We start from the raw sequence: 25551 nt of genomic DNA, 5'->3' as shown, positions 1-25551 counted from the left end.
CTTGAATTGAATAAATAGCAGACCCATTTAAGTGTTTTATGCTGATGATGAAGCCCATTGTTAGCATGCATTTTAAGGAGCTGCTATTTTGTTATCTTCCATTCCCTTTTCGTTATTAGAGCTTGCCCCCATGATCAAAGGGGACAGCGTTTCTCATACGCTCAATAAAACCACTAAATACGCCCAGCGCGCCGACCAATTAGGGTTTAATCGCTTTTGGCTAGCCGAGCACCACAATATGCCCGGTATAATTTGTGCTGCTACTTCAATATTAGTAGGTCACATTGCAGGTAAAACTCAGCGTATACGGGTTGGCTCTGGCGGAATAATGCTGCCGAATCATTCGCCCTTAGTTGTGGCTGAGCAATTTGGTACATTAGAGAGTTTATACCCTGGACGAATAGATTTAGGCCTTGGCCGCGCCCCAGGTAGTGATCCAGTAACTAGCCGTGCGCTAAATAATGATATGAGCCGCGCAGAAAACTTCCCAGGGGAGGTAACAGAGCTACAAACATTATTAGGCCCATACAATGGCACACACCCTATACGTGCTATTCCGGGGGAGGACACAAACGTACCGCTTTGGTTATTAGGCTCAAGTTTGTTTAGCGCCCAATTGGCCGCGCAAAAAGGGTTGCCTTATGTATTTGCAGGGCACTTTGCACCGCGTTTTGTACACGATGCTATAGCACTATATAAGCGAGAATTTAAAGCCTCAAATGTACTCGATAAACCCTATGTAATGCTTGCCTTACCGCTGGTAGCAGCAGAAACCGATGAAGAAGCGCAGTACCTCTCTACCACCTCAAAGCAACGCGTGCTTGAATTAATACGCGGCAAAGAGCTGTGGCTAAAGCCACCGGTAGAGAGTATGGAAGGTTTATGGAGTGAGCAAGAGCGCGCCCACGTAGAAAACTTTTTAAGCTTAAGCGTTGTTGGCGGGCATGTGAGTATAAAACATAAATTACAAATGATAGCGAAAGAGCTAGAAGTGGATGAGTTTATATTTACCAACGATGTTTACGACAGCGAAAAACGCCACCGAGCCCTAGAAATTTTAATGGAAATAAAGCATTAATTAAAAAAGGAAGTGTTTAGTTAAGCAAGCGTACACACAAGCCTTGCTACTATGTAGACATCATTAAAAGTGAATACAAACTTATTAACTTTAAGTGATGTCTGAACAAACACTTTCGATAATTAAACATACTTAGGTTGCCAAGGATAAGGCCCATTTTGCATTATTTATCGTTCTGTTTTTTCAATCAAACTGATTTAAACAATCAATTTTAAGACATCACTTTTATTTTTTATAATGTAGTTATTAACCAAACATCATTAAATTAAAGGAAGGTACACCGTGAACGCTCTAACAACCGCATCGGCTAATTCAGTTACTCATACAGCGCAGCCAAAAGTTGCTCTGATAGCTGAAGGTGGCGGACAACGAGGGATATTCACAGCCGGTGTATTAGATGCATGGTTAGAGCAAAACTACGACCCATTTGATTTATTTATTGGCACCTCTGCCGGCTCGCAAAATTTAACAAGCTATTTAGCGCGCCAAAAAGGTTACGCTAAACGCTTAATTAGAGGGCTTTCGCGTAACAAACGCTTTTTTCAATTAGGGCGTGGTTTAATGGGCAAGCACATTGTTGATTTAGACTGGTACTTTGAAAAAACCACCGAAGTAAACAGAGCCCTTGATTTTAAAACAGCAAAAACCAGCCTAGGTGAACGAGAGCTGCTTATAACGGCAACCAATGCACGCGACAGAAAAGCCTATTACCTTTCACCTACAGGCGAGGGTAAGCAATGGCGAGATTTGTTAAAAGCATCGAGCGCGTTACCTTTTTTGTATAAACAAGGCGTTAAACTTACTCCTTGGTTAGGTACAAAAGCGGCAAACGAAGCGCATTTAGCTGCAGAGCAATCAAGTGAAGATTTTTATTTAGATGGCGGCTTAGCTGCGCCACTGCCTGTACGCGAAGCTTATAACCGTGGCGCACGAAAAATCGTGGTAATAAGAACCGTTGATGAGCATTTTCAGGCGCAAACTGCATGGGTTCAAAAGCTTAGAACATTTGCATGTGCATCAGGCTACTGCCCAAAAACACTTGATTACTTGATTCAACACGAGCAAGCATACCTAGACGAGCTAACGTTTATTGCAAACCCGCCTAGTGATGTAGAAATTATACAAATTTTTGCAGACGAAAAGCTACACAGTAAATTATTAGGTAGCTCGAATGACGATTTACGCTTTGATCATAAGCTAGGTGTAAAAGCAGGCCGCGCTTATTTAAAAAGCCAAAACGCACGTATAGTAGATTACGCACACAGCTACGCTATGTAGCTGTGTATTAACGCTTAAACTTAAATTACTACTTAAGTTTAAGCGTTGGTAAAGTGCCGTGGCAAAATTAAAGCTCTGCTTTTTTTAAACTTATCGATGGCTTTTTATTGCTAATTACCGCGCCTAATAAAATAAGCGCTAAAGCAATAAATACTGACCAACTAAAAGGAGCCTGAGAGGCGAGTATTAAAATAAAAGTAGAAAGCACCGGCGTTAAAAAACTTAACGAGGCTAATAGCGATCGGTTACCAAATTTTAAACCATGATCCCATAAATAAAATGCACCTCCCACTGGGCCTAATCCTAATAAAATAGCGCCTAGCCATTGTGAAACAGACAAACTAGTAACGGTTGTTTCAAAATAAAAATGTGCACAAAGGGCAAGCACAGCCACAATAAGCGAAAGCCAGCCTATGTCATCTACTTGGCTATTAAATTGCGACATTAAATAAGAATAACTAGACCACAGTACAGCGCAGCATCCTGCAAAAAAATACCCTAAGTAATACTCACTATTAATAGATAGCCCACTGCCATCGGTAATTAAACTAAGCGTGCCTAAAAACCCCAGTAATCCGCCTAATATTGCTTTAAATTTAGACCCAGGGGTAGCCACAAATACACCCAGTAATAATGGCCAAAGGTACACAATTAAGCTTACCTCTATTAAAGGGCCGTATTTTAAAGCCATAAAATAACAAAAGTGAAAACCAAATAAGCCAGTCACACCTATTATCATTTGTTTTTTAGAAAGCTTTGGAGGGGTTAATAATGGCTGTTTTGTAGCAAAACGTTTTACTAATAAAATAATAAAAGAAAGTGCAAAGCACATAAAAAGTAACTGAAAAGCCGGGAGCGCTTTGGTTAAATTACCTAGTAAAGCTAAAAGCCCCCACGAAAATATTGCTAAAAACCCTATGTGTGTTGCCATTAATTACCCTCCGTAAATACTATGTACTGAGTGTATCAATATAGGTTTTTAAAAATATGCTAAAAAGACGGTGTTATTGTTTGCTCTGACGCTATTTAACCTACGCTCTGCTTGAGCTTGCTTTATTATCTCGTGTTTAGGTTGTCTATATTACTGCTTTGCAAACGCCTTCGGTGGCTGTCCAAAATATAAATTAAACCGGCGGCTAAACGCAGAGGCATCGTTATAACCAATGCGCTCGCCTACTAAAGCAATCGGCAAGTCTGAATGGGTTAAAAGGGCGCGCGCGTGCTGCATTCGCAACATAGTTAAATATTGCAGCGCACTCATAGTGGTACTTTTTTTAAACACAGTTTTAAATTGTGTAACGCTTAAACAGGCTATATCGGCCAGCTCTTTTAACGTGTAGGGGTAGGCTAAATTTTGCTTTACAGTGGTTATTACATTATCTATTCGTTTATCAATATTACTGTGGCTGCTTTGCTCACAAAGTAATAAGTAAAATAAATCAAAAGTTGAATTAGTAAGCTTTTCATCGCTAACAACGAGCAGTTGCTGCTCTATAAACTGTAAGTAACTTAATAAACGACTATTTATTGAGATTTTAGGGCATAAAAGGTTAATAAGGTTTTCAGGGAGCGCATCTAAATCTGCCACAATAAAACGCGCGGCTTCATCGGCCGTAAAGGCATGTACTACGTTTTTCTCTATAACGATACAACTGCCCGTACTCACCGTTGTTTTAAAGTCATTATTTAACGTTATAAAAATTTCCCCGTGTAGGGGTAAAACGAGTTGATGGTAATTGTGCTGGTGGCGCTTTATATCTTGCGAATAATACCGAATAGAAAGCTTATTCATTGCCTACTCCAATACCTAATACATAAACAGAGTATTGCCTAACATACTTTAAGTAAAACATAGCGTTAATAAACCTAAGTAGATGACAATAATATACTGGTTTCGCTATTTAAAATGCCTTCTATTTCGCGTACTTGCCTGAGTACGCCATCAAACTCACCTAAATTTGCCGCCTGTATTTCAGCCACTAAATCCCAAGCGCCATTGGTTGTATGTAACTTTGTTAGCTCTGGTATGCCGCGCATGGTTTTAATTACCTGCGATGTAGATTTACCCACCACTTCCACCATCATTATTGCTCTTACAGCTTCGGTTTGTATGTGTTCGTGTACACGCACCGTAAAGCCTAATATAGCGCCGGATGAGACTAAACGGTCTAAGCGATTTTGCACTGTCCCGCGCGACACCTTTAAAACATCGGCTAGGGCTGAAATAGAAGCGCGGCCATCTTTTCGTAATTCGGCTATTAATGCGTTATCTAATGAGTCGTAAATGTAAGGGGTCATAAAACGCCTTGGGTTATGTGTTTATTACAAATTACTAAATTTGTACTTTATTGCATAGCAATTTGCTAAAAAACACTATTATTTGTATAAACTTTTGGCATTTTAAGTAACACCTGTGGCCTATAAACTTATTTCAATTAATTTATTTAGTCATTAAAGAGGTATTTATGAGTCATTTTATCGCACAACCTAAACAAGGTGTTCCATTTGTTAGCGTACAGGCAATGGCCAAACTTATAAATAAAGTCGGAATAGAAAACGTATTGCTTGAGCTTACTCAAAGATTAGAACAGGACTTTGCTCGCTGGGACGAATTTGATAAATCGCCCCGTTATGCAGCGCACTCTCCTGATGGCGTAATAGAGCTTATGCCCGTAAGCGACGGTAAAATGTTTAGCTGTAAATATGTAAATGGTCATCCAAAAAACACCTTTAAGGAACTTCAAACCGTGGCCGCGTTTGGTATTTTGTCGGATGTTGATAGCGGCTATCCGGTTATGATCAGCGAAATGTGCTTACTAACAGCCTTACGCACAGCGGCCACATCGGCGCTTGTGGCAAAGTATTTAGCGCCTAAGCACTCAACAACACTTACATTAATTGGTAATGGTGCACAGTCTGAGTTTCAGGCATTAGCTTTTAAAGCCGTATTAGGCATTACTCACATTCGTTTATACGATATTGATAAAAATGCCTCACAAAAAGCCTACAACAACTTAAGTGGTTACGGTTTAAATGTAACTCTATGCAATAGCGCAGAAGAGGCCGTACAAGGCGCGCACATTATTACAACCTGCACAGCCGATAAAAAAAATGCCACTATTTTAACCAGCGATATGATCCCCCAGGGCGTGCATTTAAATGCCATTGGTGGCGATTGCCCTGGTAAAACAGAGCTTGATTCACAATTATTAACGCGCGCAAATGTGTTTGTAGAGTACGAACCGCAAACCAGAATAGAGGGCGAAATACAGCAAATGAGCGAAACCTTTGCCGTAACAGAGTTTCATAAAGTAATTAATAAACAAACACCTGGGCGTACAAGTAACAACGAGCTTACTATTTTTGATGGGGTAGGCTTTGCAAGCGAAGACTTTACCGCGCTGGTATATATTAAAGACGCGCTGGTGGCTGCGGGTGAGTTTGAACTACTTGATTTAATTACACAACAAGCTGATCCGCGTAATTTATTTTCGGTACTTAATAGTACACAACCATCAAAAACACCTAAGCAAGAGCAAGTCGCATGAGCCACATAAAGCAAGCCCCAACAGCGGTGGTGATGGTGCGCCCGCATCACTTTACATCTAATCCACAAACCATGTTAGACAACACGTTTCAAAGTACCTGTAACTCACAAAACCAGAGCCAGCTTGCCTTTGACGAAGTCACTAATGCGGTTAAATTATTACAAAACGAGGGCGTAACGGTTCATCTTTTTGAAGACGAACATACACACACGCCCGATTCTGTGTTTCCAAATAATTGGTTTTCTACCCATCAAAGTGGCGAGCTAGTTATGTACCCAATGTACGCAGAAAACAGAAGGTTAGAATATCGAAAAGATATTATTGATTTTTTGACTAATCACTATAAAGTGTTGTCTGTGACTGATTATTCATTTTTAGCGAAAGAAAATGCATTTTTAGAAGGCACAGGATCGCTTGTTATTGACCACCCCCATAAGCTTGCTTATGCAGTAGAATCTAAGCGCACTACTAAAACCGTGGTTAATACAGTGTGCGAGCAATTAAAGCTAAAACCTGTTGTATTTAACGCCTACGATGAGCAAGGTACTGCGGTTTATCATACTAATGTATTAATGTGTGTAGCTACAGAGTTTGCCATGATCAGCTTAAATATGGTGCCAAATAGTCAGCACAAACAATTAACTAGCCATTTTATACAAAGCCATTTAGAAGTAATAAACTTAACTAATGAGCAAATAAGTAGCTTTTGCGGCAACGCAATAGAGTTACAAGGTACAAATGGTCGTATTTTAGCACTCTCACAAACGGCGTTTAATGCACTTACAACCGAGCAAAAAGCAGCAATACAAAAAACAGCTAAACTTGTTCCGTTACCTATACCAACCATAGAGTCGGCGGGAGGTTCGGTTAGATGCATGATTGCTGGCATACACCTGCAAAGTAAATAACCTACCACTAAGTCAACATCCTAAGGCAGCTTAGCTGCCTTAATCTATGGCTAACATGCATTATTAAATGCCAATTACTCAACTACGCGCTGAGTAAAAACATAATAAATACAAAAGGATTAGCCCATGTTCGATACCGTAGTAAAAAGTGTAAATGGCCTATTATGGGGAGAAGGCCAAATACTAATCTACATACTACTGTTTGCAGGTATTTGGTTTTCGGTACGTTTAAAAGCAATTCAAATAGTAAAATTTAAACACATGTTTAGCCTGTTAAAAGGCAGTAGCAAGTGTAAAAAAGACGACATTTCATCATTTCAAGCATTGTGTACAGGCCTGTGTGCCCGTGTAGGTACAGGTAATTTAGCCGGGGTCGCTGTTGCAATTTCACTAGGCGGAAGCGGCGCCATATTTTGGATGTGGGTTATAGCCATACTCGGCATGGCAACCGGCTTTGCCGAAAGTGTATTAGGGCAAGTGTATAAAGTACGCGATAGTAGTGGCGAATTTAGAGGCGGCCCCGCCTATTATATTCAACAAGGTTTGGGCAGCCGTGCCTTTGCTATTGTGTTTGCCGCGTGTTTATTTTTAGGTTATGGCTTTACCTTTAGTGCCATGCAAACCAATACCATAACCGACGCCCTTAACTATGCTTTTCAAGTACCTACCTTTTATTCTGGATTAGTTATTACCGTATTAGCAGGCTCAATTATATTAGGTGGCTTTAAAGCCATTGCCCGCTTTGCCGAGCGAGTAGTGCCACTAATGGGCATATTATTTGTAGCCGCGGCGGTTATTATTACGATTATGAATTTACCGCAAGTGCCTGCCATGCTTAAAGATGTGTTTTTATCAGCGTTTGGTTTACAAGAAGCTGGCGCAGGAGCAATGGGCGCTGCCATTAAAAACGGTATACAACGCGGATTATATTCTAACGAAGCCGGCGCAGGTAGTGTGCCGCATGCTGCAGCAAGCGCTAGCCCAATGCCTAATCACCCAGTTACACAAGGGTATATACAAATGCTTGGCGTGTTTTTCGATACAATTGTACTTTGTAGCTGTACCGCGGTGGTTATTTTATTGGCCGATGTAGATATAAGCGGCGAAATGGAAGGCATACGTTTAACCCAAAGCGCCATGACCGCACATTTAGCACAAGGCGGTGTGTATTTTGTTGCAGCAGCCATAACCTTATTTGCTTTTACCTCGGTAGTGGCTAACTATGCTTACGCTGAAAGTAACCTGCATTTATTTAAGCTCGATAACAAAGTAGGGCGCACAATTTATACATTACTTTATTTATCAATGATGCTGTGGGGCGCATCGGCATCTCTAAAAGAAGTCTGGGATTTAGCCGATATAGCGTTAGGGTTAATGACAGTGGTAAACGTAATCGCTATTATATTGCTCACGCCAACTATTTTGTCTGTTAATCGCGACTACAACACACAAAGAGAAAAAGGCATAGAACCCGAATTTAAAGTAAAAGACGTAAAAGTACAGGGCAAATGCGAAAGCGGCATTTGGGATTGATTCCCGTACTTTAAGCAATTTTAACGATAAAAAGCGGTTTTATGGCAACATAAAATCGCTTTTTAATTTTGCATAATTATTCAAATTTAGATTGTGTGAACAGCACTAAAATATAAGAATAGCAAGGTAAATTGATTTAATGATCGACATTCACGCAGGTAAAACAGCAGCAAAAATTATTAACGAGCAGGGCTTTAAACCCGAGTTATTTACCTCTTTTTTAGGGGCAAGTGGCGGGCCTAAATGGTTTACATTATTTGGCTTAGACAAATATATTTTTGGTGAATTTTTTAAAAAACGAACCCAACCACTTAACTTAATTGGTTCATCTGCTGGCGCATTTCGATCAGCCTGTTTTGCACAAAACAACCCCGTTGCTGCCATTGAGCGATTAGCAAAATCGTATTCGCAAACGCGCTATTCTAGTAATAAACCAACACCTGCTGAAATTACACTAAAAGCTCGCGCATTATTAGATGATGTATTTGGTGAGCACGGCGTAACCGAAATTTTAAATAATCCTATTTTTAAAGCGCATTTTATAGTGGCAAAATCGAATGGGTTTATAGCCAGTGAAAATAAATTAATTCAACTTTTAGGTTTATCAAAAAGTTATATGCTCAACCGCGTAAACCGAAAATTATTAGGCTCGCAGTACGAGCGATTTATTTTTGGTGTGCCCAACAGCAATTTATCAATAACCGACAGTTATAATTTTAAAACGCAAAACATACCACTTAGCCAAATAAATTTAAAAGATGCCTTACTTGCATCAGGCTCTATACCCCTTGTTATGCAAGGCATAAAAAATATTGCAGGCTCGCCACCCGGTATTTATCGCGATGGCGGAATAATTGACTACCACTTTGATTTAAAAATTAATAACCCTGGCTTAATTTTATATCCGCATTTTAATAGCGAGCCAAAAGCAGGGTGGTTTGATAAAAATTTAAAACGTAAAGTAGCAGCACAAAATTACGATAACGTGGTGATGATCACCCCATCAAAAAAATTTATAGCCGGCTTACCTTACGGAAAAATCCCAGACAGGAACGACTTCACAGATCTTGATGCAGACACACGTATTAAATATTGGAATACTGTTTTTAGTGAAACTGAGAAACTGGCGGAAGAATTTGATAAAAAATTAATAAGGAAAACTAATTTTAGATTAATCACTTGATAAAACTAAAAACTATTCATAAAAAATGAGCTGCCATTTGGAGAATCCTAAGAAATAAGCTTCTTGAGAGCAAGAATATTTAAGTTAAAATCATGGAAAAGTTTTTTATAAAGTATAAATGTGTTTTCATAATGTGGTGTGTATCTAAATGTAGGATTATTGACTATTTTAATAAGTTCACAAGTTTTAATATTATATAAAGTTTTTATGTACACACTATCTAAATGAGCTGAAATTAGCATTAGATTATCAATTGCATTCTCAATTTGTTGACAGTTATCGATTAAATAATCAACCCAATTCATATATGTACAATCAATAAAACGCTTAGGCGAATCTGAATAAATATTTATGTTTTTAAGAGTATTTTCGATACTTTCTTCAGTTAACTTCGTAAGAGTTTTGTCAGTGTGAAACTCTACGTGACCTTCGCTCATATCAACGTTAGCCTTATTGTGAATAGCGTTAAAAAGATTCAAATGAATATTTATGATTCGTGAATTATACCCAGCAATAAGAGGCTCTAGATTTTTTTTATCATTATTTGATTTTTGATGAACTACAATGAAATAAAATATGTAACTTGGTATTATAGAAAAAGATAATCGGTACACTAAATCTTCAAATTCTTGTCCCCAAGGTACAACTGAAGGGATATGACTTGAAAAAAAATGAATAGATATGAAAATTAGTGCTGAAAGAAAAACAATCAAATTCAAAGGTTTATTTTTTGGCAAGTAAGCTTGTTTCATATTATCAATCCATTTTGAGATACTTACTAAGTATAAAGAAAAATCCCTTTATTAGTTAGATAAATAATAAATAAAATTATCCGTTTCTTCTTTACTGAATACTTTATCTATGCATATGATTATAAATCAAACTAGCAATAACAACCCATAAATTACGTTATGTTAAATTAAGTAATTTATAAGAAAGCGAGCGTGATTACACAAACCAGCCCGCTTTTAGGAGAGTAATTAGGTGTTAATTTAGCTCAGAATCTACCCAAAATTTAGTGCCTTTTAATACTGCTTGAAGTGCAAGGCCATTTTCGGTTAAAGAATATACGGTAACTTGGTCGGCAATGGCTTCTGCAACCAGTGCTCCACCTTTATCTTCGTATTTTGCTGCTGCATCTGCGTTTCCGCCAAAGGCCCAACCGTGTTCAATAAATCTATTTACTGCCGCTTGGTTATGAAAAACCATAACAACGTTAAAATCTTTAACGCCTAAACCAAGCCCTAAACCGGCTTCACCCATATTCATGTAGGTTGATTTACCCGTTAAGTTATTTTTTACTACACCGTACCCGCCACCAAAACTAGCTAAAACGACATTTACGTTTGCGTTATCAAATACGGCGTAACCGGCAGAATTGACAATTTGTTTTTTAACATCGGGTTTTTGTGCGTATAATTTGTCGAGGGTATTGTTTTTCATACTTTGTACTAAAGCGCGTTTTTCGCTAGGTGAAGCACTGCCTGTAGTAGCACAACCTGTTAGTAATACACTTATTGTAAGTAGGGCTAACACTATAAATTTTTTCATAAAACTTTCCTTAATAAGATTCATACCAATACACAACAATGTTTAAATAAATACACTTTCACTATGTCCAATACTAGACAGTATCGGACTTTAGCGTTAAGCTGTAAGTCTATTATTTTATTGAATATTTATACATTATGCTTGTTGCTTTAGTTGATACGTTAAAACAATTAAGATACCAAATTGCTCATCTTGACGACGGTACTCTAAACTCAGAATACCCAGAACTTGCATCCTTTATACAGCAAGTTGGCTTGACTGTAACTGAATCAAAGGACGATCTTAAATTTTTATACCAATTTTTATATGTGTACGGCCGAAAATCTGAGGCAACATTTAATCGTTTTCGTAATGAGCTTGAACGATTTTATTTGTGGTCTTGGCTAATTGCCGAAAAATCTGTATTTAGTTTAAAGCGCGAAGACATTGAAGCGTATGTTGATTTTATGGCTGAGCCAGATAAAAAGTGGGCATCAACTTCGGTGCAATGGCGTTACAAAGATGAACAAGGCATTCGTCGGTTAAATCAAAATTGGCGCCCTTTTATATTAAAAGAGTCAATTGCGAGCCAGCAAACATTAGCGGCTATGTTTACTGCGCTAAATGTATTTTATAAGTTTTCTATTTTAGAAGAAAAAACGTTTGCTAACTTTGTGCCTGTAGTGAAAAAAAATAGCCCCTATTTGGTAGTTCAATCTCAAATTCAGATCCCAGACACTTTAAGTGACATACAATGGGAATATGTATTTGGCGTAACACGCGATTTATGTGAAAAAAAACCAGAGCTTGAACGTAACCTATTTACGCTCGCGTGTTTAAAAGGGCTATATTTACGTATATCAGAATTATCAGAGCGCCCGCAGTGGTCGCCAGTTATGTCACACTTTTGGCAAGATAATGACGGTTTTTGGTTTTTACGTATTATGGGTAAAGGTAATAAGCTGCGAGATGTTACGTTAAGTGATGATTTTGTTGAGTATTTAAAACGTTACCGATTATACAGAGGGTTACCCGCCCTACCTCGCGTTGATGAATCTGAGCCATTGGTGCATAAAATTCGTGGCCAAGGTGGGATGACCGTTAGGCAAATTAGGCGTTTAGTGCAGCAAAGTTTTGATTTAGCTCAGCAATCGTTACTTGATGACGGATTTAAAGACGATGCTGAACAACTTGAAGCGGCCACTGCCCATTGGCTTCGTCACACGGGTGCAACACATGATGCGCAAACTCGACCGCTAAAACATTTATCGGAAGATTTAGGCCATTCTAAAATTGCGACAACCGATCAAATTTACATTCAAACAAATATTAAAGAGCGAGCAAAATCAGGCGTTAAAAGGAAAATTTAATGGAATACTTAGTAATAGCATTTATTGGTTTTTTATTTTTAGTTTATTCAATTTCAATAAGGCAGTTAGAGCGCACAGAAATAACAGGCCCTATGTTTTTTGTTATTGGCGGCATGTTTTTGGCGTTTTTACTTCCTAATGAAGGCGAAAAATTAAAAACAGGAATAGATTATTTATTACCACTGATAGAGCTTACGCTAAGTATATTTTTATTTTCTGATGCGGCTAAATCTAAGTTAGGTGTATTGAGGCATAGTTTTCAATACCCTAGCCTATTATTATTTGTTGCCCTACCCTTAACTTTATTGTGCGGTATTGGTGTTAGCTTATTTTTATTTGCAGAGTTGTCGTTAATTCAATCGGCACTGCTGGCAATTATACTTACACCAACCGATGCCGCTTTGAGTAAAGGGTTATTGCAAAGTACACAAGTGCCCGAAAAAATCAGGGAAGGTATAAATACCGAAAGCGGATTAAACGATGGCTTATGTGTACCCGTATTTTTAATTTTTATTTTATTAGCTAAAAACCCTGACTCTGCTATTACTGCTTCACATACATTAGGTGTGTTTTCAAGAGAGCTTGGCTTAGCATTATTGATTGCTGGTTTTTCTATAGCGATATTTATTCCGGCATTAAATTTTGCAATGCAGCGCCATTACTTTGCAAAAAGCACCAGCCCATTTTTACTTTTAGGTTTTGCGATGGCGGTGTTTTCTATCACACAATATTTTCATGGCAGCGGGTTTATAGCGGTGTTTATAGCAGGTTTGTTATTTGATAAATTTTCTAAAACTGACATTCGCGCTGAGCTAATAGAAGATTCAGAGCACATTGCTGATTTTACTTCGTTAATGATTTGGTGTTTATTTGGATTTGTTTGTGCGTATTTAGTAATACCCAAATTAAATACAAATATAATTGTGTATGCCTTACTAAGCACTACATTAATTAGAATAATTCCGGTTATGTTATCGTTACAATTTACAGCACTTAATTGGAAGGAACGTTTTACTTTTGCATGGTTTGGGCCACGCGGTTTGGCATCTATTGTTTTTACTTTAATGGTAATAGACACGCAAATAGAAAATAAATACGATATTGCCACTATTGCAATGACCACTATTTTATTTAGCGTGTTTATACATGGTATAAGTACAAAGCCAATTGCAGATAGCTTCGTTAAAAAATCTAAATAGCGTTTATAAAAATTAGCGAATTTATTGCTTTGGTATAAACACGTTTTTTAGCTTTAAAATAAATCACTTAACTAAGCGAATTGGTATTAATAAAAAAGGCGTAACTTATTTTTAAGTTACGCCTTTTTTATTTTTAACTTTTACTAGCTAAGTACCTGAGCGAGCAACTCTATTGGGTGCTTTGGTTTAAATTGCTCAAAACGTTTTACTTGGCTGCGACACGAAAAACCGGTAGATAAAAGTTGCTCTGGTTTATTTTTATCTACTATTGGTTTCCAACTCATTTCGTACAGTGCACGGGAATTTTCTTGGTTTTGTGCTTCATGGCCATAAGTACCGGCCATGCCACAACACCCGGTATTGGTTGTATTTAGGGTTAAACCAATATCAGTAAAAATTGTTTTCCATACACTTGCCGCTTTTGGTAAAGCGGTTGTTTCTGTACAGTGGCTCAATAATGTAAATTCAGTATCGGTTTTTTGTTTAGCCGATAATGATTTAAACGATTGAGTTTGTAACCATTCATGGGCAAGTTGTACATGAAACTCGCCGCGATTATTTTCTAAAATGGTTTTGTATTCATCGCGATAACACATAACTAACGATGCATCTAAACCAACCAAAGGCGAATTAATATCAGCGAGTTTATTTAAAAACTCTGCGCCATTTTTTGCCGTTACTTTAAACTCATGCAAAAACCCTTTTACGTGTTGGGCTTTACCATTAGGTTTAAACGGTAATAGCATCGGCTTTTTACCCAGCGCGGTGATAAGTGTTATAAAACTTTGCACTAACTCGGCTTCGTAAAAGCTGGTAAACGGGTCTTGCACTATTAGCACATAGTCATTTTGTTCATCGCTTGAAAGTGAATTTAATAATTCAAAATTAAATTTATGTGCTTTTGCGACACGTTTTTCAAGTGAAGGCACGCTTAATTGGGGGGTATCTACATACCCTACTGTTTTTTTAATTAAACTACTTACTAAGTTTGTTTTAACAATTGGGTTTATCACGCGTGCAAATTTAGACATTACAGGCGCCGAACTTTCAATGTTTGCGACTAAATAATCTTTAAGTGGGCGCGCGTAATAACTGTGATAATAATTTAAAAAGCGTGCTCTAAAAGTAGGTACATCGACTTTAATTGGGCAAGATGTTGTACACGCTTTACACGCTAAACATTCATCCATTGACTCTTTTACTTCGTGAGAAAAATCGTAGACACCTTTGTTTTTTTCACGGCTATGAACAAAACGCTCCCACCAGGTAATAACTTCGCCTTTGTTAAGCTCTTTTTCTACTTCGAGCAAATCTACATTTTTAGACTCTTGAAGTCGTAACCATTCTCGCATTAATGTTGCGCGGCCTTTTGGCGAATGCCTGCGATCGCCGGTTACTTTATATGAAGGACACATGGGAGAATTTTCGTCGTAGTTAAAACAAATGCCGTTACCATTACAGGTCATTGCATTGTTAAAACTTGTTTTAACATCGATAGAAATTTGCTTATCGAAGTACGAACGTTTTTGCCCATCTACACTAACTAGTGAGTCCTCACTTTCTATGGGAGTACATATTTTCCCAGGGTTTATTCTGTTATTAGGGTCGAACGCTGTTTTTATTTTACGTAGTTGTTTAAATAAATGCTCGCCAAAAAACTCAGGACCGTATTCACTTCGGTAACCTTTACCATGTTCGCCCCACATTAAGCCGCCGTATTTAGCGGTGAGTTTTACAACTTCGTCTGAAATTTTACGAAGCAGTTTTTCTTGTTCTGGGTCGCACATATCTAGCGCCGGGCGTACATGTAAAACACCCGCATCAACATGGCCGAACATACCGTATTGTAAATTATGGCTATCGAGTAATGCTCTAAATTCTACAATGTAGTCGGCTAAGTTTTCTGGCGGTACAGCGGTATCCTCAGCAAAGGCCAATGGCTTTTGGCTGCCTTTAACATTACCGAGTAACCCGACAGATTTTTTACGCATTGCATAAATTTTTAAAATGTCACTTTTACTGCTGGTTAATTGATAGCCAATGACACCATTGGTTTGATTTGCTACGCACTCGTCTAATAATGTACAAAGTGTGTTTACTTTGTCTTTTATATCTTCAGGTGATACTGCGTTAAACTCAACCATGTTGAGTCCTTGCATATCTTTATTTGGTACATCGGTTATTAAGTCCGATACTGAATGCCAAATAATATCTTCGCGAGCCAAGTTTAATACTTTGCTATCGACTGTTTCTACCGATGTTGCACGCGCATCAACTAAAAAGGGAGAGTGGCGAAGTGCCGAATCAAAGCTGTCGTATTTAATATTTATCAGTGTTTTAAATTCGGCTATGGGAGTTAGGTTTAATTTAGCTTCAGTAACTATACCAAGTGAGCCTTCTGATCCGGTAATTAGCCTACTCATATCAAAAGTTTGTAAGTCATCACTTAGCACATGCTCTAGGTCGTAGCCTGTTAAAAAGCGATTTAAGCGTGGAAACTTGTCTAAAATTGCTTGGCGTTCATTTAAAGAAATTTCCAATACTGTTTTGTAAAGGCTACCGATTAATGATTCTTGCTCGGCTATTACTTTAGCTTTTTCTATGTCTATTGGTGATGTCACCATTGGGCTGCCATCGACTAAATAGGTAGTAAGTCCTAAAACATGGTCGCTGGTTTTACCGTACACTAATGAACCTTGGCCAGATGCATCGGTACTGATCATTCCGCCAATGGTTGCTCGGTTACTGGTTGATAAGTCGGGTGAGAAGAAAAAGCCGTACGGTTTTAAAAAGTCGTTTAATTGATCTTTAATTACACCTGTTTGTACTCTAACCCAACCATCTTCAACGTTAATTTCGAGTATTTCGCGCATGTAGCGAGACAAATCAACCACTATTCCGGGTGTGAGTGATTGCCCATTAGTACCTGTACCACCACCACGTGGGCCAAAAGTAAGCGACAAATATGGGTCGCGAGATGCTGTTTGCAATGCCAGTTGAATGTCTTTTTCGGTTTTAGGAAAAATAACACCTTGTGGGATTTGCTGATAAATACTGTTATCGGTAGAGGCGGTTAAACGCGTTGCATAGCTTGCATCGGTGTCTCCACTAAACCCCTGATTTTTCAGTGTACTTAAGTAGTTTGCGACAAGCTCGGTCGCTGCATCTTGCTGTGTAATTGTTGCTATCATGACGGCGATAATTTAAGGCATTTGTGTAATTATATCATGGTGATGGCTAATAGAAATTGAAGATTTTACAGTTTGTAACACTCTTTTTATCGTAATTTGAGGTTCTGTATTTATAATCAAGTTAAACCAATGTTCAGAGGTTTATATGAAAAAATTACTATTACAGATCATAGGTGTGTTGTTTATTTTGCTTGGGTTGTTTTTTGCTGTAGTGCCAGGCCCCTCGCTGATATTTTTTATGGCGGGGTTACTGTCCTTTTCTTTTTACTACCCAAAAGCGAGGCATTATTTAAAGCTTTGCCAAAAAGCCTTAACTAAATCGTGTAATTATTTAGATAAAAAATTAGCACGGTAATTTAGCCCACATACAAAAATGCCAGCATAATAGCTGGCATTTTTATTTGTTACGGGTACTGATGATTATTTAGCAAGTTTGTCTGCTAGGTATAACCATGTTTCTAGTACTGTATCTGGATTTAGTGAAACAGAATCAATGCCCTGCTCTACTAACCATGCTGCAAAGTCTTCATGATCTGAAGGACCTTGACCACAAATACCTACATACTTGCCCTTTTCTTTAGCTGTTTTAATTGCCATAGAAAGTAGCTTTTTAATCGCAGGATTACGCTCATCAAATAGATGTGCGATTAGGCCTGAGTCACGGTCAAGACCAAGTGTTAGCTGAGTTAAATCGTTAGAGCCGATAGAAAAACCATCGAACATCTCTAAAAATTCATCGGCAAGTAATGCATTTGAAGGAAGCTCACACATCATGATTACTTTTAGACCATTTTCACCACGTTTAAGGCCATGCTCTTCTAGTAATTCGATAACACGTTTACCCTCTTCAAGGGTACGTACAAATGGGATCATGATTTCAATGTTGGTCATACCCATGGTGTTTCTTACGCGTTTAATTGCTTCACACTCAAGGGCAAAACAATCACGGAAGTCTTCAGAGATATAACGTGCAGCACCACGAAAACCAATCATTGGGTTTTCTTCTTCAGGTTCGTACTGCTCACCACCTACTAAGTTTGCATATTCGTTTGATTTAAAATCAGACATACGCACAATTACACGCTCTGGTGCAAAGGCACAGCCTAGGGTTGAAATACCTTCTACTAATTTAGAGATATAAAACTCTACCGGCGATTCGTATCCGGCAATAATGTCGGTAATTTCAGCTTGTAACGCAGGTGATTGTGCATCAAAATTTAATAGCGCTTTAGGGTGAACACCAATCATGCGGTTTATTACAAATTCAACACGTGCAAGGCCAACACCTGCATGTGGTAAACGTGCAAAGTCAAACGCGCGGTCTGGGTTACCTACGTTCATCATCACTTTCATTGGTAGTTCTGGCATTTTATCAACGCGCGATGTTAATATTTCAAAATCTAAAATACCTTCGTAGATGTAACCTGTATCGCCTTCAGCACATGATACCGTTACTTCTTGGCCTGCTTTAATTAAATCGGTTGCGTTACCACAGCCAACTACCGCAGGAATACCAAGTTCACGGGCAATAATTGCTGCGTGACACGTACGCCCACCACGGTTTGTAACAATAGCCGCGGCGCGCTTCATGATAGGTTCCCAATCTGGGTCGGTCATGTCGGTAACTAAAATGTCGCCTTCTTGTACTTGGTCCATTTCTTTAATTGAATCAAGTACACGAACAACACCACTACCAATTTTATGACCAATTGCGCGGCCTTCAGCAATTACATTGCTTGTGCCATTTAATTGAAAACGCTCCATAATATTGGCATCTTCGTTTGAGCGAACGGTTTCTGGGCGCGCTTGTACTATGTACAATTTGCCATCGTTTCCATCTTTTGCCCATTCGATGTCCATAGGACGACCGTAGTGTTTTTCGATTATTACAGCTTGTTTTGCAAGTTCTTGCACTTCTTCATCTGTAATTGAAAATTTGTTTGAAAGGCTTGGCTCTACGTCAACAATTTCTACTTGTTTGCCGTGTGCCTCATCTGTTGAGTAAATCATTTGAATGGCTTTTGAGCCAATATTACGACGTACTACTGATGGCAACCCTTTTTGTAATGTTGGTTTATGAACATAAAATTCATCAGGGTTTACTGCGCCCTGTACAACCATTTCACCTAAACCGTAGCTTGAAGTAACAAATACAACGTCTTCAAAACCAGACTCTGTATCAATACTAAACATAACACCTGATGCTGATTTATCTGAACGTACCATACGCTGAATACCAGCAGATAGTGCAACACCACGATGATCGTAACCTTGGTGAACACGGTACGATATGGCGCGGTCGTTAAATAAAGAAGCAAATACGTGTTTAATAGCGACCATTACTGAGTCGATACCACGAACGTTAAGGAAGGTTTCTTGTTGGCCTGCGAATGATGCATCTGGCATATCTTCAGCGGTGGCTGATGAGCGTACTGCAAATGATACATCGGCTGATGTATCGCCATGAAGTTGGCTGTATGCGTCGCGAATGGCTTGGTCTAGGTTAGGTTGGAATGGGGTATCGATAATCCATTGGCGGATATCGGCACCGACTTTAGCGAGTGTATTTACATCATCAACATCAAGCGTATCTAAAATGTCGTGAATTTTTGCATTGAGTCCAGATTGCTCTAAAAACTCATTGAAAGCGTCGGCTGTAGTGGCAAAACCACCCGGAACCTGTACACCTGCGTTAGCGAGGTTTGAAATCATTTCACCCAGTGAGGCATTTTTGCCGCCAACACGAGGAACATCTTGCATACCAAGCTCTTGATACCAGAGAACGTATTCTTGCACGGGTCTTTCTCCAAAAAACAAATTGTAGTTGTAACTGTGAGAGTTAAGAAAGAAAACCTTTTATAAAGGTCACCTTCATTCTACACTGGCATTAGACCTCACGTAAACCGTGAGTAAGCCATTTTAGGGATTAAACGTAATAAAAAGGTTAACTATGAGAACTGCTTTTTATATATCAGACGGCACTGCTATTACCTCCGAAGTGTTTGGTCACGCGACTTTGTCGTTGTTTCCGGTTGAATTTAATCATAAAACTATTCCTTTTGTAGAAACAGAAGAAAAAGCAAATGAAATTAAAGCGTTAATAAACGCAACTGCTGCAAAAGAAGGTGAGAAGCCATTTGTATTCTTTACCTTCGTAAATCACAACTTAAGTGAAATTATTAAATCGGCCGATGCAATCGCGTATGATTTTTTGTCTACTTACAGTGAAAAAATAGAAAAAGAGCTTAATGTTGCGCCAGTGCCAAAAATGCATCGTACCCACTCTATTCATGAAAAAAGTTATGACTTTAGAATAGATGCGGTTAACTATGCCCTTATGAATGATGATGGCGGAAATATTAAAAACTTTTCTGAAGCCGATATTATTTTAGTAGGTGTTAGCAGAAGCGGTAAAACACCAACAAGCTTGTACTTAGCCTTACAGTACGGCATTAAGGCTGCAAATTACCCAATAACTGAAGACGACTTAGAGAGTGAGGGACTACCTAAATGTTTACTCCCTTACAAAGATAAGTTATTTGGGTTAACTATTGACCCTGAGCGTTTGGCTGCAATCAGGCATCGTCGTATGGCAAATTCTAAATACGCATCAATAAGACAATGCCGAATTGAAGTGCGTGAAGTTGAAATGCTTTATAAGCGACATAAAATTGCATACTTTAATTCTACCCATCATTCTGTAGAGGAAATATCTGCAAAAATCTTAATAGACAGTAACCTTGAGCGACGTAAGTACTAACCAACTAATTTACTGTTTTGCTAAAAAAAGCCGCTATATGCGGCTTTAGTTTATATTTATTACTTACGAGCGTCTTTTAGTAAGTCAGCTACTAAAAAGCCTACTTCTAATACTTGGTCTGCATTTAGACGCGGGTCACATTGTGTTTTGTAACGTTGCGCTAGGTCATCATCAGATAAACCGTATGCACCACCGGTACACTCTGTAACGTGCTGGCCAGTCATTTCTAAGTGGATACCACCTGCGTATGAACCTTCAGCTTTGTGTACAGCAAAAAACTGGCTAATTTCGCGCATGATATTATCAAAGCTGCGCGTTTTATAGCCTGATGTCGCTTTTTCAGTGTTACCGTGCATTGGATCCGAGCTCCAAATAACTTTACGGCCTTCTTGCTGAACGCGTCTTACAAGTGCTGGAAGTTTTTCTGGCAGTACGTCGGCACCCATACGTGTAATTAGCGTTAAACGTCCCGGAATGTTATCTGGGTTTACTGCATCAATTAAACGAATTAGGTCATCTGGGTCCATTCCTGGGCCAACTTTAACACCAATAGGGTTTTTAATACCTTTGAAAAACTCAATGTGTGCATGATCTAATTGACGCGTACGCTCACCAATCCACACAAAGTGCGCAGAACAGTCGTACCAGTCACCTGATAGGTGATCGCGACGAGTAAGTGCTTCTTCATAGCCTAGCAATAACGCTTCGTGAGACGTGTATAAGTCGGTTTCTTTAAGGCTTGGCGCAATAGTCGAATTAATGCCACATACTTCCATAAATTCAAGTGCGTCCTGAATTTTGTCAGCAAGCTGTTGGAATCGCTCTTTTTGTGGGTTAGCGGCTACAAAGCCCATGTTCCAGCGATTCACTTGGTGTAAATCTGCTAAGCCACCTTGTGCAAATGCGCGAAGTAAGTTTAAAGTAGCTGCACTATTGTGGTATGCCTTCATTAAACGTTGTGGATCGGGAATACGCGCTTCTTCTGTAAACTCAAAGCTATTTACAATATCACCACGGTAAGATGGTAAAGATACACCGTCAATAGTTTCTAAATCTGCAGAGCGTGGTTTAGCGTATTGGCCTGCCATACGTGCAATTTTAACAACTGGGCATTTACCGCCGTATGTTAAAACAACTGCCATTTGTAAAATGGTTTTAAATGTATCGCGAATATTAGCGGCATTAAAGTCACTAAATGATTCGGCACAGTCGCCACCTTGAAGTAAAAATGCACGACCTTCACATACATCTTCTAATTGTTTAAAGAGGCTTCTTGTTTCTTCTGCAAAAACAAGTGGCGGAGCACTCTTTAACTGGCTTTCTACTGTTTTCAGTTCTTCTTGATCTGGGTACTGTGGCTGCTGCAGTATTGGCAGTTCTCTCCAGCTATTTGGGTTCCACGATTGCATGTTCTTTCCTCATTCCTACTTTACCTGATATAAAGAAATTAACGTATGCATGGCCCTAAGTTCAAGGACTATATTCACTATTTACCAACTAATTTGTTATGAGTTAAATATATATAAGGTTATTTGTGATTTTAAGGCTGCTCATGCTTAGTTTTAAGCGTGTTTTAATTTTACTATTTTTATTTAAATACAATAAGTTAAATATATGAAGGCGTTTTTTTAACCATCCCAAACCAAATTGAATTCAAAGCCTTAAAGTTAACAGTTTTATTAGGAACACATCATACTTAAAGTCGGTTAAATGTAACCTTAGCTTTACAGTGGTAATTTAATTAAATTAACCAAGTAGCTAGGAATTAGCTTTAGTGTGTGGTATGTAGATCGGGTTTGTGCAAGGCTATAACAATAAGTCCACTTTATTCTGTACAGCTGTGATCAGGTTATTAGACGATGCCAGTACTCTAATTAGGGCTACTAAAAACAGTCGTATGAACGATTACTTTAAATATTAAGTTGTAGTAGAGTTCATTTTAACAGAGCAGCCTTCCCCATCACAGGAGCCTAGCGCTGTATTACAAGTATCACTTATAAGCAATTATACAATGAGTGCCCAACATTATCTAAAGTGGCGAAACAAAAAATTGATTTCTGGCCTTAAACTAAAGGCTCAATAACTATTTTACACAGAGCGATAATATATAAAAGTATACATCGCCCTGGTAATTACCTGTGTTACAACAATTTCCCCCATCTAGATAAATACTCATAAGTGTATTGATCACGTCTGGGTTCACTAATTCTTTCTGTGTTATATGCAAATATTCACGCACCGAATCTCACAAGCATAAGCAAACAGCATTAAAGAACACATCATACTTTATTTTATTTGAGGATGATCTTAGCTTAGGTAAAATAAATAAACTTTAAAAAGCCAGAGCAAAAGGTTAAACTTAATAATTACATAAGTAAGATGTGTTCTCAGGGTAGTTATGGTTTCTAAAGTACAAATAAGAAGTCAGTTTGATTTAATGAATGAATTAACATCGTTATTGATTGATGAATTACGTGTCTGTGAATATTCAAAGGCTGAGTATTATCAGCTACCAGATATAAATAGTGTTGATGAAAATATTATTCCCGAGTCAATTCCTGTAAAAAAATTAACCGGCGAAATTGCTCATAGGGCAATTTTAAACTCATTTACTGATATTTATAAAAAAGAAAGTTTAAGTAGTAGAGTACTAAAGCGTCATCCTGGGCTTTTGGTTTTAAAAAATGCAGATGTCCTAGCATTAACTAGCCGAATACAACAAGTTAATAAAGCTAAGGCTGCCTTTAAAGAGTGTGTTTTGGCTATCGATAATAACGATGCTCGATTTGAAGCTGTTCATAACGCGGTTCCAAATTTAATTACTCTTGCAGCCTATCGAAAAATTCATTTTCAAAGTGAGTCCCCTTTTTCAGTGAGATTTACTTGGATGCATAAGCATGCCACTAAAACTCTAACTAAAAAAATGGCGCTTGAAATGCTCGATAAGTCCGCAGGTTATAGAAATCCAAGAATGATAGACCAACAAAAATGGCAGTCCCTTGTTGCACAAGAGCAAATGCGAGTGGCAAGTTTAGGTGAAAAAGAAAAGTTAAGAATTCGCCGCCCTACCCGAGTAAGTCCCCAAGTTAATGTTAGGTATACCGCAGAAAATAGGTATCACGTAAGTGCTGCATTGCCGTTTATTTTAATTAACCCACAGCCCGATGTTAAGTTAGGTACTTTGCCAGATTATCAAAAACCAGAGTCTCACCCGAGAAAAAAAGAGTATGACTTTTTAGTGGATAGACTTTACTTAGAACAAGTAGATAAATAATTATGTTAAAAAGGCCACATAGTGCGGCCTTTTTGGTAAGTAGTCTATTATTTTAACCGTTATTATTTTTCGACTATTTCTTCTATTTTATCTTCATCAATTAAAACTGCATTTTCGACAATTCGTTTACCACCTTGAATCTCAATACGCTTATTGTGCTTATTGAGCGTGAGTATCTCATCACAAAACTGATCAGAAGGATGCATTTCATAGGTGTAATCAATAATATTACCGGTTTTATCATCTTTTACATTAGTAATGCTGTATTCTGAAATAGCCCCTTTTTCAATCAAGTCTTTCATTGTTGTGGTCATATCACGGCGTAATGCTTTTAATTTGTTTTCTGTGATATCGTCGGTTGAATAAATTGAGCCGTATTTTTCCATAATAGATAGCAATCTAAAATGATACGTTTTACCAGGCGCGGCATAACGCCAAAGGTGGTATAAACGCAGCATCATCCAACGCGATAAACCACGTTTTAACTCTTGCGCACTGTTAAAGTAATACCCTTTGTATTCAAGGTTATCAATCATGTTATGAACAAATGCATTTAAACATGCAACACATTTTACGTTGCCACCTTGGCCTTTTTTACCACTAAAATGAAGAGATGATAAAAAGTTCATATTTGACTCATAAAAAGAATCATCAATATCTGTATTTTTAGTATCAGTAGCCGAGTATTTAAATGAAAGTTTAGAACCTTGAAGTGCTTCCAATGATTCTTTAATTTGTGGGTATGGCATTGATTGGCCAACCGCTTTAAGTTCTTGGGCTAATTCGTTCATGGAAAAAACCACGGCATATTGAATACCGGACTTAAAATTGATTTTTACGATTTTACCTTTCGATGCAAGGCGAATTAACGCGCGCTCAACTTTTTCTTCTCTATCCGATGGCCACACTAAATATTCTACGTCTTCGCCATCTTTACGCGTGCTTACAACGGCCGGTGTAATTTTTATTTCGCCGTCATATAAAATACCATCCACTTTTTCGGATATTTTACGCGTAATAATTGTTTTTTTAGGTGCTTCTTCCAATGGCAATTTTTTATGCCCAGAACGTACAAAACGCCCCCATAAATCATAGTGGTTAAACGTGTTTGAATAAGCACGTAACCCATGAGCGGCATTTTCGATAGAAATTCGCACATCTTTGTTATCTGTAAATAGTGCTAAACTTTCGTTATCTATTGCACTTTCCACCCCGTGTATTTGGCCCCTAAGTGTATCGGGCAAGTTATCTACCGAGATGTTGACCTTTCGGCTCATTGTTCTGATTTCCATTTTTTATTGCGACAGCTAATAACAACACATTAAGCAACAAAAGTTAAATGTTTAAGTTAGTATAAAACTGATCCGAGTATAAATAAACGTAACGGATCATTATTATACTAAGTAGTGAGTGATAAGCTTAATTTCAGATCACTATTTTACTAAGATAAGCTTCTCAAGCTAAATTTTTACTAACTCAATTTATTTTTTGTCCATTAAAAGCGCTATTTTTAAACTTTTTACACGACAAACGTTAGTAAAATAAATACCTGCTGTGGATAACAGTACTTCGAGTTAGCATAGATCTGATCTGTACTTACTACAGATCAGATCTATACCAATTAAACGCCTTGTTCTTCGTAAGCTTAAGTGTATAACTTTATAATTTACTTAGTAAAAAACTGATCTCACACAGTCAT

General features: G+C 38.1%; 20 protein-coding genes. 11 read left to right on the top strand and 9 right to left on the bottom strand.

All coding sequences use genetic code 11. From position 1 onward, the window contains the following. Positions 1 to 88 precede the first annotated feature (88 nt). Both NQT65_RS09370 and NQT65_RS09365 read left to right on the top strand, forming a co-directional pair. Entirely contained in the window at positions 89 to 1078 is a 990-nt protein-coding gene (locus NQT65_RS09370) for an LLM class flavin-dependent oxidoreductase (protein ID WP_004586324.1), read from the top strand. Positions 1079 to 1360: 282 nt separating this feature from the next. Continuing rightward, a complete protein-coding gene (locus NQT65_RS09365; RefSeq protein WP_029772994.1) occupies positions 1361 to 2356 on the top strand; it encodes a patatin-like phospholipase family protein in 996 nt (331 codons plus the stop codon). Positions 2357 to 2423: 67 nt separating this feature from the next. On the opposite strand, the gene NQT65_RS09360 is transcribed toward NQT65_RS09365, so the two are convergent. The 3 genes from NQT65_RS09360 to NQT65_RS09350 all read right to left on the bottom strand — a co-directional run bounded on the left by NQT65_RS09360 (position 2424) and on the right by NQT65_RS09350 (position 4654). After that, positions 2424 to 3287 (bottom strand): DMT family transporter, encoded by an 864-nt coding sequence (locus NQT65_RS09360; RefSeq protein ID WP_126008815.1) that lies wholly within the window; start codon positions 3285 to 3287, stop codon positions 2424 to 2426. A 150-nt stretch (positions 3288 to 3437) separates the two neighbouring features. Continuing rightward, positions 3438 to 4148, bottom strand: a complete 711-nt coding sequence (locus NQT65_RS09355; RefSeq protein WP_126008813.1) for an AraC family transcriptional regulator — start codon at positions 4146 to 4148, stop codon at positions 3438 to 3440. 74 nt (positions 4149 to 4222) lie between these two features. Next, on the bottom strand, positions 4223 to 4654 hold the full coding sequence (locus NQT65_RS09350; protein ID WP_126008811.1) for an Lrp/AsnC family transcriptional regulator: 432 nt from the start codon (positions 4652 to 4654) through the stop codon (positions 4223 to 4225). 167 nt (positions 4655 to 4821) lie between these two features. Here NQT65_RS09350 and NQT65_RS09345 point away from each other — a divergent pair, with 167 nt between their 5' ends. From NQT65_RS09345 to NQT65_RS09330, 4 genes are all read left to right on the top strand, one after another. Further along, the gene (locus NQT65_RS09345) at positions 4822 to 5904 is read left to right on the top strand and encodes an ornithine cyclodeaminase (protein WP_256851035.1); all 1083 of its coding nucleotides are present in this window, start codon (positions 4822 to 4824) and stop codon (positions 5902 to 5904) included. Further along, complete coding sequence (gene ctlX / locus NQT65_RS09340) at positions 5901 to 6812, top strand: citrulline utilization hydrolase CtlX (RefSeq protein ID WP_024032372.1); 912 nt, start codon at positions 5901 to 5903, stop codon at positions 6810 to 6812. The genes NQT65_RS09345 and ctlX overlap by 4 nt, the downstream gene beginning before the upstream one ends. A 126-nt stretch (positions 6813 to 6938) precedes the next feature. Then, a complete protein-coding gene (locus NQT65_RS09335; protein WP_004586317.1) occupies positions 6939 to 8345 on the top strand; it encodes an alanine/glycine:cation symporter family protein in 1407 nt (468 codons plus the stop codon). Positions 8346 to 8484: 139 nt separating this feature from the next. Further along, complete coding sequence (locus NQT65_RS09330; RefSeq protein WP_126008808.1) at positions 8485 to 9528, top strand: patatin-like phospholipase family protein; 1044 nt, start codon at positions 8485 to 8487, stop codon at positions 9526 to 9528. Between the two features lie 47 nt (positions 9529 to 9575). On the opposite strand, the gene NQT65_RS09325 is transcribed toward NQT65_RS09330, so the two are convergent. Together NQT65_RS09325 and NQT65_RS09320 are read right to left on the bottom strand one after the other, a co-directional pair. Beyond that, complete coding sequence (locus NQT65_RS09325; protein ID WP_126008806.1) at positions 9576 to 10280, bottom strand: hypothetical protein; 705 nt, start codon at positions 10278 to 10280, stop codon at positions 9576 to 9578. Positions 10281 to 10515: 235 nt separating this feature from the next. After that, a complete protein-coding gene (locus NQT65_RS09320; RefSeq protein ID WP_256851034.1) occupies positions 10516 to 11079 on the bottom strand; it encodes a lipid-binding SYLF domain-containing protein in 564 nt (187 codons plus the stop codon). 137 nt (positions 11080 to 11216) lie between these two features. Between NQT65_RS09320 and NQT65_RS09315 the strand changes: the two genes are divergently transcribed. Further along, positions 11217 to 12428, top strand: a complete 1212-nt coding sequence (locus tag NQT65_RS09315; protein WP_054981980.1) for a tyrosine-type recombinase/integrase — start codon at positions 11217 to 11219, stop codon at positions 12426 to 12428. After that, on the top strand, positions 12428 to 13627 hold the full coding sequence (locus tag NQT65_RS09310; protein ID WP_004586308.1) for a cation:proton antiporter: 1200 nt from the start codon (positions 12428 to 12430) through the stop codon (positions 13625 to 13627). Before NQT65_RS09315 ends, NQT65_RS09310 begins: the two co-directional genes overlap by 1 nt. A gap of 143 nt (positions 13628 to 13770) precedes the next feature. Here NQT65_RS09310 and ydiJ read toward each other — a convergent pair whose 3' ends face one another. Then, complete coding sequence (ydiJ, locus tag NQT65_RS09305; RefSeq protein ID WP_256851033.1) at positions 13771 to 16818, bottom strand: D-2-hydroxyglutarate dehydrogenase YdiJ; 3048 nt, start codon at positions 16816 to 16818, stop codon at positions 13771 to 13773. Between the two features lie 145 nt (positions 16819 to 16963). On the opposite strand from ydiJ, the gene NQT65_RS09300 reads away from it, so the two are divergent. Continuing rightward, positions 16964 to 17173, top strand: coding sequence for a PGPGW domain-containing protein (locus NQT65_RS09300; RefSeq protein WP_126009679.1), 210 nt, complete (start codon positions 16964 to 16966; stop codon positions 17171 to 17173). A gap of 65 nt (positions 17174 to 17238) precedes the next feature. Here the strand turns inward: NQT65_RS09300 and ppsA are convergent, their stop codons facing one another. Beyond that, positions 17239 to 19614, bottom strand: a complete 2376-nt coding sequence (gene ppsA, locus NQT65_RS09295) for a phosphoenolpyruvate synthase (RefSeq protein WP_054981983.1) — start codon at positions 19612 to 19614, stop codon at positions 17239 to 17241. A gap of 154 nt (positions 19615 to 19768) precedes the next feature. Here ppsA and ppsR point away from each other — a divergent pair, with 154 nt between their 5' ends. After that, complete coding sequence (gene ppsR, locus NQT65_RS09290; protein WP_256851032.1) at positions 19769 to 20578, top strand: posphoenolpyruvate synthetase regulatory kinase/phosphorylase PpsR; 810 nt, start codon at positions 19769 to 19771, stop codon at positions 20576 to 20578. 59 nt (positions 20579 to 20637) lie between these two features. On the opposite strand, the gene NQT65_RS09285 is transcribed toward ppsR, so the two are convergent. Further along, positions 20638 to 21987: a class II 3-deoxy-7-phosphoheptulonate synthase gene (locus tag NQT65_RS09285; RefSeq protein WP_024032363.1), complete on the bottom strand. Its 1350-nt coding sequence runs from the start codon at positions 21985 to 21987 to the stop codon at positions 20638 to 20640. 989 nt (positions 21988 to 22976) lie between these two features. Here NQT65_RS09285 and NQT65_RS09280 point away from each other — a divergent pair. Then, the gene (locus NQT65_RS09280) at positions 22977 to 23852 is read left to right on the top strand and encodes a DNA replication terminus site-binding protein (RefSeq protein ID WP_126009677.1); all 876 of its coding nucleotides are present in this window, start codon (positions 22977 to 22979) and stop codon (positions 23850 to 23852) included. A gap of 62 nt (positions 23853 to 23914) precedes the next feature. Here the strand turns inward: NQT65_RS09280 and NQT65_RS09275 are convergent, their stop codons facing one another. Then, positions 23915 to 25129, bottom strand: coding sequence for a hypothetical protein (locus NQT65_RS09275; protein ID WP_004586302.1), 1215 nt, complete (start codon positions 25127 to 25129; stop codon positions 23915 to 23917). Positions 25130 to 25551 lie beyond the last annotated feature (422 nt).

This window comes from Pseudoalteromonas agarivorans (assembly GCF_024518735.1).
GTDB classification, from domain to species: Bacteria; Pseudomonadota; Gammaproteobacteria; order Enterobacterales; family Alteromonadaceae; genus Pseudoalteromonas; species Pseudoalteromonas atlantica.
The sequence above is the reverse complement of the archived record's forward strand: the minus strand, read 5'-3'. Positions and strand labels throughout refer to the sequence as shown.